The organism is Pseudarthrobacter scleromae (assembly GCF_014644515.1).
GTDB lineage: Bacteria > Actinomycetota > Actinomycetes > Actinomycetales > Micrococcaceae > Arthrobacter > Arthrobacter scleromae.
In genome coordinates this window covers 525,477-538,027 of the sequence record NZ_BMKV01000004.1, presented here as the reverse complement: position 1 = coordinate 538,027, position 12,551 = coordinate 525,477, and the positions used below count along the sequence as shown (strand labels likewise).

At 67.2% G+C, this 12,551-nt stretch carries 11 protein-coding genes; 7 read left to right on the top strand and 4 right to left on the bottom strand.

All coding sequences use genetic code 11. The features are described from left to right. Positions 1–97: 97 nt before the first annotated feature. Positions 98–1,237: an LOG family protein gene (locus tag IEX33_RS13310; RefSeq protein WP_188730871.1), complete on the top strand. Its 1,140-nt coding sequence runs from the start codon at positions 98–100 to the stop codon at positions 1,235–1,237. A gap of 21 nt (positions 1,238–1,258) precedes the next feature. On the opposite strand, the gene IEX33_RS13305 is transcribed toward IEX33_RS13310, so the two are convergent. After that, positions 1,259–2,191 (bottom strand): matrixin family metalloprotease, encoded by a 933-nt coding sequence (locus tag IEX33_RS13305; RefSeq protein WP_377090052.1) that lies wholly within the window; start codon positions 2,189–2,191, stop codon positions 1,259–1,261. Continuing rightward, positions 2,191–3,363: a VIT1/CCC1 transporter family protein gene (locus IEX33_RS13300; protein ID WP_188730870.1), complete on the bottom strand. Its 1,173-nt coding sequence runs from the start codon at positions 3,361–3,363 to the stop codon at positions 2,191–2,193. Before IEX33_RS13300 ends, IEX33_RS13305 begins: the two co-directional genes overlap by 1 nt. Positions 3,364–3,607: 244 nt before the next feature. On the opposite strand from IEX33_RS13300, the gene IEX33_RS13295 reads away from it, so the two are divergent. Continuing rightward, on the top strand, positions 3,608–3,835 hold the full coding sequence (locus IEX33_RS13295; RefSeq protein ID WP_188730867.1) for a hypothetical protein: 228 nt from the start codon (positions 3,608–3,610) through the stop codon (positions 3,833–3,835). Between the two features lie 99 nt (positions 3,836–3,934). Here IEX33_RS13295 and IEX33_RS13290 read toward each other — a convergent pair whose 3' ends face one another. Continuing rightward, complete coding sequence (locus tag IEX33_RS13290) at positions 3,935–5,452, bottom strand: sodium:solute symporter (RefSeq protein WP_188730864.1); 1,518 nt, start codon at positions 5,450–5,452, stop codon at positions 3,935–3,937. Between the two features lie 268 nt (positions 5,453–5,720). Here IEX33_RS13290 and IEX33_RS13285 point away from each other — a divergent pair, with 268 nt between their 5' ends. Next, the gene (locus tag IEX33_RS13285; protein ID WP_104186205.1) at positions 5,721–6,296 is read left to right on the top strand and encodes a helix-turn-helix domain-containing protein; all 576 of its coding nucleotides are present in this window, start codon (positions 5,721–5,723) and stop codon (positions 6,294–6,296) included. A gap of 135 nt (positions 6,297–6,431) precedes the next feature. Here IEX33_RS13285 and IEX33_RS13280 read toward each other — a convergent pair whose 3' ends face one another. Continuing rightward, on the bottom strand, positions 6,432–7,247 hold the full coding sequence (locus IEX33_RS13280; protein ID WP_188730863.1) for a type IV toxin-antitoxin system AbiEi family antitoxin domain-containing protein: 816 nt from the start codon (positions 7,245–7,247) through the stop codon (positions 6,432–6,434). 195 nt (positions 7,248–7,442) lie between these two features. Between IEX33_RS13280 and speB the strand changes: the two genes are divergently transcribed. The 4 genes from speB to IEX33_RS13260 all read left to right on the top strand — a co-directional run bounded on the left by speB (position 7,443) and on the right by IEX33_RS13260 (position 12,479). After that, a complete protein-coding gene (gene speB / locus IEX33_RS13275) occupies positions 7,443–8,507 on the top strand; it encodes an agmatinase (protein WP_188730861.1) in 1,065 nt (354 codons plus the stop codon). Between the two features lie 4 nt (positions 8,508–8,511). After that, complete coding sequence (locus tag IEX33_RS13270; RefSeq protein WP_188730859.1) at positions 8,512–10,230, top strand: thiamine pyrophosphate-binding protein; 1,719 nt, start codon at positions 8,512–8,514, stop codon at positions 10,228–10,230. 154 nt (positions 10,231–10,384) lie between these two features. After that, positions 10,385–10,858: a MarR family winged helix-turn-helix transcriptional regulator gene (locus IEX33_RS13265; RefSeq protein ID WP_188730857.1), complete on the top strand. Its 474-nt coding sequence runs from the start codon at positions 10,385–10,387 to the stop codon at positions 10,856–10,858. Positions 10,859–10,868: 10 nt separating this feature from the next. Further along, complete coding sequence (locus IEX33_RS13260) at positions 10,869–12,479, top strand: MFS transporter (RefSeq protein WP_308421976.1); 1,611 nt, start codon at positions 10,869–10,871, stop codon at positions 12,477–12,479. Positions 12,480–12,551: the final 72 nt, after the last annotated feature.

The window sequence follows — 12,551 nt, the reverse complement described above, 5'->3', positions numbered from 1 at the left end:
AACGGACCTTTTCACATGAGGCAACGAAGCAGCCTTCCCGGACCTATTGACGTGAGGCAACAGGGGGGAGCGGCCAGCGTTGCTTTAGGTTTAGACAGTGAATCTCTCCGGAAACGTGGGCCCCCACCCGCACAACCTCGAAGTGCAGGACCTGGACAGCTTCGACCGGCTGGTCAGCGCCGGCGCGGTGGACATGCGTGGCTGGCACGCCCAGTCCCTGGACCTGCGGGGGAGGACCGGCGCACTGCAGCGCCTCAACGTGGAGGGTGCCATCTTCCTGGGCTGCACCTTCGACGACGGCGTGGAGGGCCTGCTGCGAGGACGGGGAGCATTGATCTTCCCGCGGCTGGAGACCGTGCCCTTCAACCCCTACCGGGCCGCCTTGTACTCGCCCCAGGAACTGTACGCCGGGCTGCCCGACGCCCCCTACGAAGCCCTTCCGGACGCCCGGATCTACCAGTGGAGCATCCAGCCCGGCATGCGGCACCGGCTGGACGCCACCCTGGCCTCAGCGCTGCACGACCACGCCATCGGCGACGCCCTGGACGATATGACCAGGACAGGCCCGTTCCACGGCCGGGCCATGGTGGGTGTCATGGGCGGGCATGCCGCGCAGCGCGGCAGCAGCGGATTTGCCCAGGCCGCCCTGCTGGGCAGGCTCCTCGCGCAGGACGGGTACGTGGTGGCCACCGGCGGGGGACCGGGGGCCATGGAGGCGGCGAACCTCGGCGCGTACCTCAGTGAAGTGGACGACGGCGGCGTGCAGGCTGCGCTGGACATTCTCGCCTCCGTCCCCGGCTTCCGTCCCTCGGTGTCTGCGTGGGCGCGTGCGGCGGCCGCCGTCGTCGAACGCTTTCCCGGCGGCACGCCGTCGCTCGGCATCCCCACCTGGTTTTACGGGCACGAGCCGCCCAACTACTTCGCCACGCACATTGCAAAATACTTTGCCAACGCCATCCGGGAGGCGATCCTGCTGGAACTGTGCACGGGAGGCATCGTGTTCCTGCCTGGGGCTGCCGGGACCGTCCAGGAGATCTTCCAGGATGCGTGCGAAAACTACTACGGGGCGCGGGAAAAGGTGACGCCCATGGTGCTGGTGGGCCGGGACCACTGGGAGCGTCAGTACCCTGCCTGGCCCATGCTGCAAAGCCTTGCGGCCGGCCGGCCGATGGAGGACCGGATTTTCCTGGTGGACACTGTCCAGGAGGCGGTGGAGGTGCTGCGGCTGCCCGCCTGAGCCCGGGGAGCAGCCGGCCGGTCAGAGATCCTTCCGGCACTGCGCCTTGCTGAGCTCATAGAGCCCGTTGAGGTCCCCGGCGGACAGTCCTTCGGGGGTGCCGATCTCGGGATACATCAGCTGGGTGGGGTCGTCCACGTGGTCGAGGCCCATCACGTGGCTGAGCTCATGCAGGATCACGGCGCGTGCGTACAGGTGGCCGTCCGGGTTCAGCAGTTCATCGGCGATCTGCGGCGCGTCCAGGTCCAGGCCGCCCGTAACAAAGGCCTTGGGGCCGTCGTCATAACTGAAGTGGGTGCTGCCCCCGGTGCCGATCACCTTGCCCTTGAGCTGCGGAGCCACCTCCGGTGTTGTCCAGGCGATCAGCAGCGGCGCCCAGCGCTCGCCGTAGGCCTCGGGCTGGTACGGCGGACGTTGGGGGGAGGGCTGCTCCGCGGTGGTGCCGTCGTAGATGAACCGGATGCCGGTGGCGGCGGAGATGGTGGCGATGGATTCGGTGACCAGCTGCTGCGAGCCGGCCGGTGCGAGCTCGTCATTGATGACGTAGTGCAGCGGCCTGCAGGGGGAATACCCCACCGGGCTGCCGTCCCCGTTGACGGCGAGGAAGCGGTAGGAATCGCTGCCCAGCGGCGGAGGGTCTGCGGCGGCCAGGGGAGCGTCAGACTCCTCCAGCCCAGGGGGAGGCGCGCCCAGCCGGCCCTCGGCCCGGGGCGCCTGGCCTGCTTCCCCTGCTGTGCCCGGGTCCTGCTGCCCGGCGGACTGCCCGTTTCCTGGGCCGATCCGGACGTCCAGCAGCTCTTTGAAGCGAGGGTCGTTCAGTGCCAGTGCTGCTCCGAACACAGCGCCCGCGGTCAGCGCGGCGGTGAGCAAAAGCTCCACGCGCCGGCGCACGCCCAGGCGGGCTTTGGTCCCCGCATGGCGCGATGGCGCACGGTGCGGTGGCCGGTTTTCCACTAGCCCACAACTGTGCCGAAGGCCAGCCCCAGCAGGTAGGTGATGGCCGCAGCGCCCAGGCCGATGGCCAGCTGGCGGAGTCCACGCGTCAGCGGCGACGTGCCGGAGAGCAGGCCCACCGTGGCGCCGGTGACCAGGAGGGCGAGGCCCACCAGAATGCCCGCCGCCACCAGGGCGGCGACGCCGGTCAGGCCGAACAGGAACGGCAGGATTGGCACGATCGCACCGGAGGCGAAGAAGCAGAAGCTGGACAGGGCCGCGCCCCACGCGGTCCCCACGGCCTCATGCTGGTCCTCGACGTCGGGCAGTTCCGGCTGCAGCGACAGGCTGGGATCGCAGTCGCAGGGCAGCAGGCCCATGCGTTCGGCCACCCGGTGCTCGGCCGCTTCCTGGGTCATGCCCCGGGCCAGGTACACCAGCAGCAGTTCGTTGTGTTCCAGGTCCAGCTTGGGGGCCGCCAGCAGGGTGACCTGGGTGGGGCGCGTCGCCGCGAGCAGTTCGCGCTGCGACCGGACTGAGATGAACTCCCCGGCGCCCATGGACATGGCCCCGGCCAGCAGCCCCGCGATTCCGCTGAGCAGCACCACACTGCTGGCGACGCCGGACGCGGCCATACCCATCACCAGGGACAGGTTGCTGACCAGGCCGTCATTGGCGCCGAACACAGCGGCGCGGAAGGTGCCGGCCAGGCGGTTGCGCCCCCGGGTCGCCAGCCCTCGGACCACTTCCTCGTGGATCTGCTCGTCCGCCGCCATCGCCTCCGTGGCATTGGGGTCCTTGGCGTAAGGGGAGCGGCCTTCTGCGCGCTGGGCCAGGGCCAGCACGAACACCGACCCGAAGTGGCGGGCCAGGAACCCCAGCATCCGGCTGCGCACCGATGCACGCCGGGGCTTGCCCGCACGTTCACCCAGCAGTCCCAGCCAGTGGGCTTCATGGCGGCCTTCGGCTTCGGCCAGGGCCAGGAGGATGTCGCGCTCTTCACCCTGGCGGTTCTGCGCCAGGTCCCGGTAGACGGCGGCTTCCGCCCGTTCGTCCGCGAGGTACTGCCGCCACCGCTTGACGTCCGACGGCGAGGGCTGGGCCTGCTGCCCGGCGCCGGCTGGTTCCTGGGGTGCTGAAGGTTGCGCTTCTTGCGGCGTGGCGTGGCGGTTGAACCTGGCGTGCTGAGACACGGAAACTCCTGGGCTGGATGGGGCATGGCGCGGCCCCATTGCAGTGCAAGCTTACTGCGAAAATCCGCCGATTTTTGGCCGGTCAGCCTCCTCCGGAGATTTCGGTGCGCCTTAAACGGGACGGGTCCTTGAGGTCCTGTGGCAGGCTATTGACCCCTCTGCGGTGCGGTGCTGTGATGAAGGTGTGGCGCGGCCAGCGCCCTCACTGAAAGAGCACGTCAGGCGAACAAACGGAGGTTCAATCATGAGCACCACCGGACAGCACCCGGACATGCCGCACCTGGATGCCGTAGAGGCGGATCCCGCCTATGACTACGCCGAGGATGCACCGGTAGTTGAGGACGACTGGGATACCGAGGACGAGCTCCTGGACGAGGAAGAGCCGGTGGTCCAGGCGACTCCCGTCGTGGTCGACGCCGAGGACCGCGTGGTCCCGCTGGATGACCCTGACGAGGTCCGCGAAACCGACTAGGAAACCAGGACCAAACGACAGCGGCACCTCCCCTTCGCCGGAAAGCGAAGGTGGGGTGCCGCCGTCGTGCGTTGCTCCTGTTGTCCTACCCTGCGGGGCCTAGCGGGCAGCGGTGGGAAGTGGCGCTTCTTCTGCAGCCTGCCCTGCCACCCGGCGCTGCCAGTTGCGCATTACCTGCGGGTCGGTCGGTTTGCTCAGCAGGGAAACCGCAACGTAGACCAGGGCGGACGCCAGCAGGCCGTAGTAGATGGGCTCGTTCGCGTAGATGCCGTCCAGCGGTGCCTCGGCGTTGATTTCCAGGACGATCATGGTGCCCAGGGTCACCACGGAACCCACAGCCATGGATGCTGCCGCGGCGATGCCCGTACCGCGCTTCCAGACGAGGCCGCCGAGGATCGCCACGAGGAGGCCGCCCACCAGGATGTCGTAGGCAATGGTCAGGGCTGCCACCACGTCCTTGGTGATGATGGCGATGACGATCGCGATGATTCCCAGGGCAAGGACCCAGATGCGGTTGGCCTTGACGTCGTGCTCAGGGTTGTCCGAGTCCTCGGTGTTGATGTCCTTGCCGAACCAGCTGGCAACGAACGGCAGGACGTCGGCGCGGGCCACGGTTGCGGCGGCGATGAGGGCGCCCGATGCGGTGGACATCATCGCTGCCACCGCCGCTGCCAGGACCAGCCCGCCGATGCCGACGGGAAGCAGCGTCTGGGCCACCTCCGCGTAGACGTCGTCCTTGACTGCGATGTCGACGCCGGCAAGGGCAACGCTGGCGGCCATGCCGATCAGGGCGCCGGCAACTCCGTAGAGGATGCAGTAGATGCCTGCGGTGGCGCCGCCCCAGCGTGCCACGGTGGGGGTCTTCGCCGTGAAGACGCGCTGCCAGATGTCCTGGCCGATCAGCAGGCCCAGGGTGTAGACAACGAAGTACGTGATGATCGTCTGGACGCCGATGCCGTCGATCTGGAAGAAACTCTCGTCCACCCGGCTGCGGATGCCCTCAAAGCCGCCCGCCGCGTTGAGCGTGAAGGGCAGCATCAGGAAGAAGATGCCCACGGTCTTGATGATGAATTGCACCTGGTCGGCCAGGGTAATGGACCACATGCCGCCCACCGTGGAGTAGACCAGAACGATGGCTCCGCCAACGGCGATCGCAATCGGACGCTCCCAGTCGAAGAGCACCACGAAGATGGTGGCGTAGGCGCCGGTGGATGTGGCACACAGCATCAGGGTGTAGGCGAGCATGACAATGCCGGAGGCCTCCGTGGCCCTGCTGCCGTAGCGCAGGGTAAGCATCTGGGAGACCGTGTAGATCTTCAGCTTTTGGATGGTTCCGGCAAAGAGGAGGCTCAGCAGCAGGACGCCGGCGCCGATGGCCACTACCAGCCACATGCCGGAGATTCCGAATTTGTAGCCGAGGCCCACGCCGCCCACGGTGGATGCGCCGCCCAGCACGACGGCGGCCATGGTCCCGGTATAGAGGAAGGGCCCGAGGCGGCGGCCGGCAACCAGGAAGTCGCTGTTGTTCTTGGTGCGGGACTTGCCCCACCAGCCGAAGGCCAGCATCGCGAGCAGGTACACCACCACGATGGCGATGTTGATGAAACTTGCATCCATGTTGGGCTCCTTGGAGCGTGTTGGCAGCGTGGCGCACGCCGGAAGGAAGGTGGACCGGGCGCCGCTGCAGGATTTGGGGGAGTGAGAGGGGATTCTCGGCTATTGCTCTATAGGCAACAAGTGTTTCCAAAGCGTAGGCTGTGACGGTGATAACAGTCAAGACCGCGTTGGGCCACGGGCCACGCGTGCAATGAGGCGTCACAGAAGGGGCCGGCCACTAGTATTGCTCCAAAGTGGGGCCGGGCTGCCGGCCATGAAAGGTTCGTAGATGAAGGCACTGCCAGTTGAGCCGAGCAACGTTCCAGTGGCCATCGGCTCGAGGATCCGGGCCGCCCGGCAGTCGCAGCGGCTGACCATTGAGCAGGTTGCTGACGCGACGGGGCTGACCAAGGGATTCCTCAGCAGGGTGGAGCGCGACCTTACGTCCCCGTCCGTGGCCTCCCTGGTCACACTGTGCCAGGTCCTCTCGGTCTCGGTAGGAGACCTCTTTGCGGCGCCCGAGACGCACCTGACCAAGCGCAATGACGGGCCGCGGATCTCGCTGGGCGGGCAGGGCATCGTGGAGCGGCTCCTCACAGCGCGCTCGGAGCGGCGCGTCCAGATCATCCAGGCCTGCATCGAACCGCACGGCCGCGGCGAATCCGAGCTCTACGCGGTGGACTGCGACGTTGACGTCCTCCATGTGATCAAGGGCAGCATCCGGCTGATCCTCACCAACGAGGAATACGACCTCAGTGCCGGCGACACCGTCACCTTTCCCGGGCGAGAGCCGCACACCTGGATCAACCCCACCGACAAGCCCGTCGAGGTTCTCTGGGTCCTGGTGCCGGCCGCCAGCCGCTAGCTCCTGCCGGCCCGGCCGTCCCGTGCGCTCTGTGCGCTCCCGCCCAGTTGCCCGGCCGCGCTCCGCGGATTTGCGCTGCACCGCGCCCGGCCGGCCCTCGGCCACCGCAGGAAACTGGGCGGGAGCGTCCACTTGTCAGCCTCGGGTTGCCAGTGCGGCCCTGATCTCGGAGACAACCTGCTCTGGGTTGAACCAGATGTGCTCGGGCATGTAGCGGAGAACGGCGTAGCCCTTAACCGTGGAGGAATTGTTCCTGTCCCGGTCCCTGAGCATGTCCGCCCGCTTGGAGTGGAACGCGTAGCCGTCAATCTCCACGATAAGGAAGCCGTTGAGGAGGAAGTCCACGCGCCCAATTCCGGGTATGTGGACCTGAACTTCAAAGTCGATGCCGTTCACCCGGAAAAGATGCTGGGCGTCCACCTCAACGATGGATTCGGCGCGGAGATCCAGGTCCTGGAGAGCCCGCAGTGCCGGCGCGGACCGGTCCGCGTGGAGTTCCTGTTTCAGAAGCTCCAATGGCAGGCTGTAGAGCCGGATGGCCGATGTCGCCAGGGCAGTTGACGCTGGCGGCGGCAGGCATCCCAGCGCGTGCAGCACGACGTCTTCGACGCCCGCCACTGGCAGGGTTGGGTGGCCGCTGAAGCGCACCGATCGATGCCGGATGAACCCTGCACCGTGGCCATGGTTGCAGGCCAGATGCAGTTGGGGTGGCGCCTTCCTGAGCCAGAGCCCATAGTGCGGGGCCGCGCTCGCGCAGGTCAGCCGCGCGTTGTGATGGATGGCTGCCGCCAGCTCTTGGGTGCAGTTGGGCGCGAGGAAGACTCCGCGCTTGGGCTGGTAGGCGCCACGCTGCGTGAGCCGGGCTATGTCCCTTCGCGAGTACCCGGCGTCGAGCAATTGGGCCGTCCGGGCGACTCCGCCGGCTTGCTTCAGGTGCTCGAGGATGTCCATCTGGCAATTCCAGCCGGACGGGACCGGCAATTGGAACAGTGCCCGGGCCGTATGTGGATTCGGTGGGCAGCGCTCTGGCGAGAGTGGATCCAGGACGGGACCCTCCAGCAGAGTAAACAAGTGGTGCACATAAGGAAACCACCTGTATGATTGCAGTCACACCAGTCCCTCAACTCCTCGAAGGAGAGGCCTCCATTGGAAGAGCTGCGCATCGAAGCCAACGGCAACCTTGGCCCCATCGATTCATCCCGGATTCCGCGTTACGCGGGAGTCGCCACCTATGCCCGCCTTCCTCGCCTGGACCAGGTGGCCAGGGCTGATGTCACCGTGGTGGGCGTGCCCTTCGATTCCGGCGTCTCCTACCGCCCGGGTGCCCGCTTCGGCGCCAACCACGTCCGCGAAGCAAGCCGGCTGCTGCGCCCGTATAACCCGGCATGGGACGTCAGCCCCTTCGAGAACATCCAGGTTGCCGACGCCGGGGACATGGCCGTCAACCCGTTCAACATCAACGAGGCCATCGACACCATCCAGCAGAACGCCCTTGACCTCACGGCAGGCGGCGGCAAGCTGGTGACCCTGGGCGGTGACCACACCATCGCCCTGCCGCTCCTCCGCGCCGCTGCCGAGCGTGCCGGCGGGCCCATCGCCATGCTGCACTTTGATGCGCACCTGGATACCTGGGACACCTATTTCGGGGCCGAGTACACGCACGGCACCCCGTTCCGCCGGGCCGTCGAGGAAGGCATCCTGGACACGGAAGCCATCAGCCACATCGGCACCCGCGGCCCCCTCTACGGCAAAAAGGACCTCGACGACGACCATCGCTTCGGGTTCGGCATCGTCACCTCTGCCGACGTCTACTACCAGGGCGTCCTGGAAACTGTGGCGAAGGTCCGTGACCGGATCGGCAACCGCCCGCTGTACATCTCCGTTGACATCGACGTCCTGGACCCCGCCCACGCCCCTGGCACCGGCACCCCCGAGGCCGGCGGCATCACCAGCCGCGAGCTGCTGGAAATCATCCGCGGCTTCCGCGGCATGAACCTCGTGGGAGCGGACATCGTGGAGGTGGCCCCCGCCTACGACCATGCCGAGCTCACCGGCGTGGCCGCCAGCCATGTCGCCTACGAACTGGTCACGCTGATGGCCGACAATGCCGTGGCAGGGGACCGCTTCGGAGAAGCCAACGGTTACGCCGCCCAGGCCCTCGGCCAGGAAGCCCGCCGCCCGGCAGGCTTCGCCCCGGCAGGCAAGGAGTAGCCGCGTGGGCGACGTCACTGCGGGCGCGGCAGCCGCACCCGCTGCAGAGAATCCGGGCGAGGGTGCGCGCAACGGCGGGGACCTCGTCGTCGAAACCCTTGAGGCGCTGGGCGCCAAGACCGTCTTTGGCATCCCGGGCCAGCACGCCCTGGGCCTCTTCGATGCCATGGGCCGCGGAAACCTGCAGTTCGTCTCCTCCCGGGTGGAAAACAACAGCGCGTTCGCCGCGGACGGCTACTCCCGGGCAACGGGCGAGGTGGGAGTCCTGTTCCTGTCCACCGGCCCCGGCGCACTGACGTCCCTGGCCGGGCTGCAGGAAGCCTACGCCACGGGGGTTCCCATGGTTGTGGTGGCCAGCCAGATCCCGCTCGAGGGTCTGGGGGCCAGGCGCAAGGGCATGCTGCACCAGCTCGATGACCAGAAGGCGTCGGCGGCCAACGTCACCAAGAGCCAGCGCCTGATCCAGCACGCGTCCGGCATCCCGTCCGCCATCCAGGACGCCTGGACCGAGGCGATCTCCTCGCCCCAGGGCCCCGTCTGGCTGGAGATCCCGCAGAACGTCCTGCTCGATCCCATCATGGTGCCCCCTGTTGAGGACGCGCTTGCCGAGGCGGCGGACAATCCACCCAGGGTGGAGCTGGTCCGGGAAGCGGTGAAATGGCTGCAGTCCGCGGAACGTCCGGCCATCATCGCCGGCGGCGGCACGCGGCGGGGTAGGGCCGAAAAATCCCTGCTATCAATTGCCGAGAAGCTTCGTGCACCCGTGATCTGCACGCCGGGCGGAAACGGCTCCTTCCCCTGGAACCACGAACTCTCGCTGCAGTCCTGGATCGAGGACCGCTACATGACCGACCTGCTGGAGGACGCTGACGTCCTTGTGGTGATCGGATCGTCCCTGGGCGAGGTCACCTCCAACTACTTCACATTCGAGCCGCGCGGCCGGATCATCCAGATCGACGCCGAACCGAGGGTCCTGGAGTCCAACCGCCCCGGGCTGGGGATTCGGGCAGACGCAGGCCAGGCGCTCGCCGCCCTTGATGAAGCCCTGGACGCCGGGGCTGGCCGGACCGCGCCCACCTGGCACGGAAAACCGCCCGAGGAGCTCGTCAAGGAATCCTTGGCGAAGGTCCGCGCCCGCCTGGAGTCGCAGGACCTGTCCAAGGAGCTGACGTTCATGGCGGACATCCGCGCGGCGGTGCCGGCGGACATGCAGACATTCTGGGACATGACCATCGCGGCCTACTGGGGCTGGAGCTGCTGGGACGCCCGCGAGGGCCAGTTCCATTCAGCCCAGGGCGCCGGGGGGCTGGGCTTCGGGTTCCCGGCAGCCATCGGCGCGGCCGTGGGACTCGAGACTGTTGGCAGGCCCGCTGGCTCCGCCCGGGTACTCGCAGTGTCCGGCGACGGATCCTCAATGTATTCCATCTCTGAACTTGCCACCGCGAGGCAGCACAACGTTCCGGTCACCTGGCTGATTGTTGACGACGGCGGCTACGGCATCCTGCGCGAATACATGGTGGGCGCCTTCGGCAAAGCCACAGCCACCGAACTGGCCCGCCCGGACTTCGTCAAACTTGCCGAGGCTTTCGGTGTGCCTGCCACCAAGGTGGCGCCGGAGGACGTGGGGGACGCGCTGAAGGCAGGATTCGCCGCTGACGGGCCGAACGTCGTCGTGGTGGAAACCCTGCTGAAGATGTTTGCGCCCACGCACGTGGCGGAATGACCCGCCACTGCTCCTGAACCCCTGGATGCCCGGAAGGCCCCAGCTCGCATAGAGCTGGGGCCTTCTGCGTACACCCCGCAAGCGATTAGTTTCCCAAAGCAACAAGTTTTGAGATATGGTTGCTTCAGGCAAACAACTGAGGAGCCCTTCAACCATGGCAGTAGCGCCTGATACGGCAGCGGATCTTGTGTACCAGATCTTCGACCTCCAGCGGGCGGTGCGGTGCATCGCCACCGCCAGCGTGCGCGGGCAGGACACGGGGGTTGCGCTCCAGGGCGTGCTGCGCTTCGTGGGCGAGGGGGAGGCCAGGGCCACGCGCCTTGCCGAGCGGCTGGGCGTCAGCGCGCCCGTGCTCAGCCGGCACATCGCGGACCTGGAGGAGCATGGGCTGGTTGTCCGCAGGCAGGACCCCGACGACGGCCGGGCCCAGCTGGTTGCCCTGACGGCCTTGGGCGCGGCAAAACTCCGCCACATCGAGGACCAGCGGACGGCGGTCCTGCAGGACTACCTGCGCGACTGGAGCGAGGAAGACGCCGGCAACACGGCCAGAATCCTGCACAAGCTCACCGAATCACTCAAACAATCAGCCCGGGCAACGGCGGCCGGCACCATCACAACCACCGCTTAGGAGCAGACCCATGGCAAGAACTGCCGCCCCCGCCACATCAGCCGGCGCCCCCGCAGGCACTCCGCCCGAGATGTCCCACCGCCAGATCATGGAAGCCCTCACAGGGCTCCTCGCCGCCTTCTTCACGGCGATCCTCAGCAGCACCATCGTGGCCAACGCGCTGCCCACCATCATGTCCGACCTGCACGGCACCCAGACCGACTTCGCCTGGGTCATCACCGCCGCGCTGCTGGCCAACGCCGCCACCACCCCCATCTGGGGCAAACTCGCCGACCTCTATAACAAGAAGGTCCTGGTCCAGCTCAGCATCATCATCTTCGTGGCCGGCTCGGTCATGGCCGGCCTGTCCGAAACCATCCCGCTGCTGCTGGGTGCCCGCGTGATCCAGGGCGTGGCCATGGGCGGACTCACGGCGCTGTCCCAGGCCATCATCGGCACCATGATCCCACCGCGGAACCGCGGGAAATACTCCGGCTACATGGGCGCGGTCATGGCAGTCGGCACCGCCGGCGGACCGCTGCTGGGCGGCTTCATCGTGGACAGCCCGCTCGGCTGGCGCTGGACCTTCTTCGTCTGCGTGCCGCTCGCCGTCGTCGCCCTCATCCTGCTGCAGGTCACACTCAAAATCAGCCATGTCCGCCGTCCCGCCAAGATCGACTGGCTGGGCTCCATCCTGTTGACCTCCGGCGTGAGCCTCCTGCTGATCTGGGTCTCGTTCGCCGGCAATCCCGCCTACTACGACTGGATTTCGTGGCAGACCGCCGCCATGGTGGGCGGCGGAATCCTCCTGCTGGCCCTGCTGGTGCTGGTGGAATCCAAGGTGGAGCAGCCCATCATCCCGCTCAAGATTATCTCTGAGCGCACCACGGCGCTGGCCATCCTCGCCTCCGTGGCCGTGGGCGTGGCAATGTTCGGGTCCTCCACCTTCCTGGGGCAGTACTTCCAGGTGGCGCGCGGTGCCAGTCCCACGGAAGCCGGACTCCTGACCCTTCCAATGATCGCCGGAAACCTTGTTGGTTCAGTGGCCTCCGGACAGCTGATCAGCCGGACGGGCAAGTGGAAGGGCTACCTGATCGCCGGCTCCATCCTGCTGATCGGCGGGCTGGGCTTGTCCGGAACCCTGGACCACACCACCGAACTTTGGCACGCAGGGGTCTTCACCGCAGTGCTGGGCCTCGGCCTGGGCATGCTGATGCAGAACCTCGTCCTGGCCGTGCAGAACACTGTCCGGGCGTCAGACATCGGCACGGCAAGTGCCTCGGTTGCCTTCTTCCGGTCCGTGGGCGGCGCCATCGGCGTCTCCGTCCTGGGCGCCATCCTGGCCAACCGGGTGAGCGAGCTGGCCACGCAGGGCCTGGCAACCGCAGGCATCCCCGTTGAAGGAGGCACGGCCGGTGCCAGCATGGACCTGGCGCACATGCCGGAACCTGTCCGCGACATCATGCGGGCTGCCTATGGTGACGCCACGGCGGAGGTGTTCCTGATCTCCGCCGCCGTGGCCGTCGTGGCGCTGGTGTCCGTGCTGTTCATCAAGGAGAAACCCCTCCGGCGCACCGTGGACATCCAGACGGGTGCCGGGGAGAAGAGCACGACGGCGGAGCTCGCCCCGGCTGGCAGGTGACCCTGAGGGGTAATCCCCGCGGATGATCTTTCCCGGAGCCTGTTTCACCACGGGGAGGAGTTTCGTAGAGTG

What these genes read in the sequence shown, in the direction of transcription:
- IEX33_RS13295 (WP_188730867.1), top strand. Translation starts at nt 3,608, where the DNA reads ATGAGCACCACCGGACAGCACCCGGACATGCCGCACCTGGATGCCGTA.
- IEX33_RS13290 (WP_188730864.1), bottom strand. Translation starts at nt 5,452, where the DNA reads ATGGATGCAAGTTTCATCAACATCGCCATCGTGGTGGTGTACCTGCTC.
- IEX33_RS13285 (WP_104186205.1), top strand. Translation starts at nt 5,721, where the DNA reads ATGAAGGCACTGCCAGTTGAGCCGAGCAACGTTCCAGTGGCCATCGGC.
- IEX33_RS13280 (WP_188730863.1), bottom strand. Translation starts at nt 7,247, where the DNA reads ATGGACATCCTCGAGCACCTGAAGCAAGCCGGCGGAGTCGCCCGGACG.
- IEX33_RS13265 (WP_188730857.1), top strand. Translation starts at nt 10,385, where the DNA reads ATGGCAGTAGCGCCTGATACGGCAGCGGATCTTGTGTACCAGATCTTC.
- IEX33_RS13260 (WP_308421976.1), top strand. Translation starts at nt 10,869, where the DNA reads ATGGCAAGAACTGCCGCCCCCGCCACATCAGCCGGCGCCCCCGCAGGC.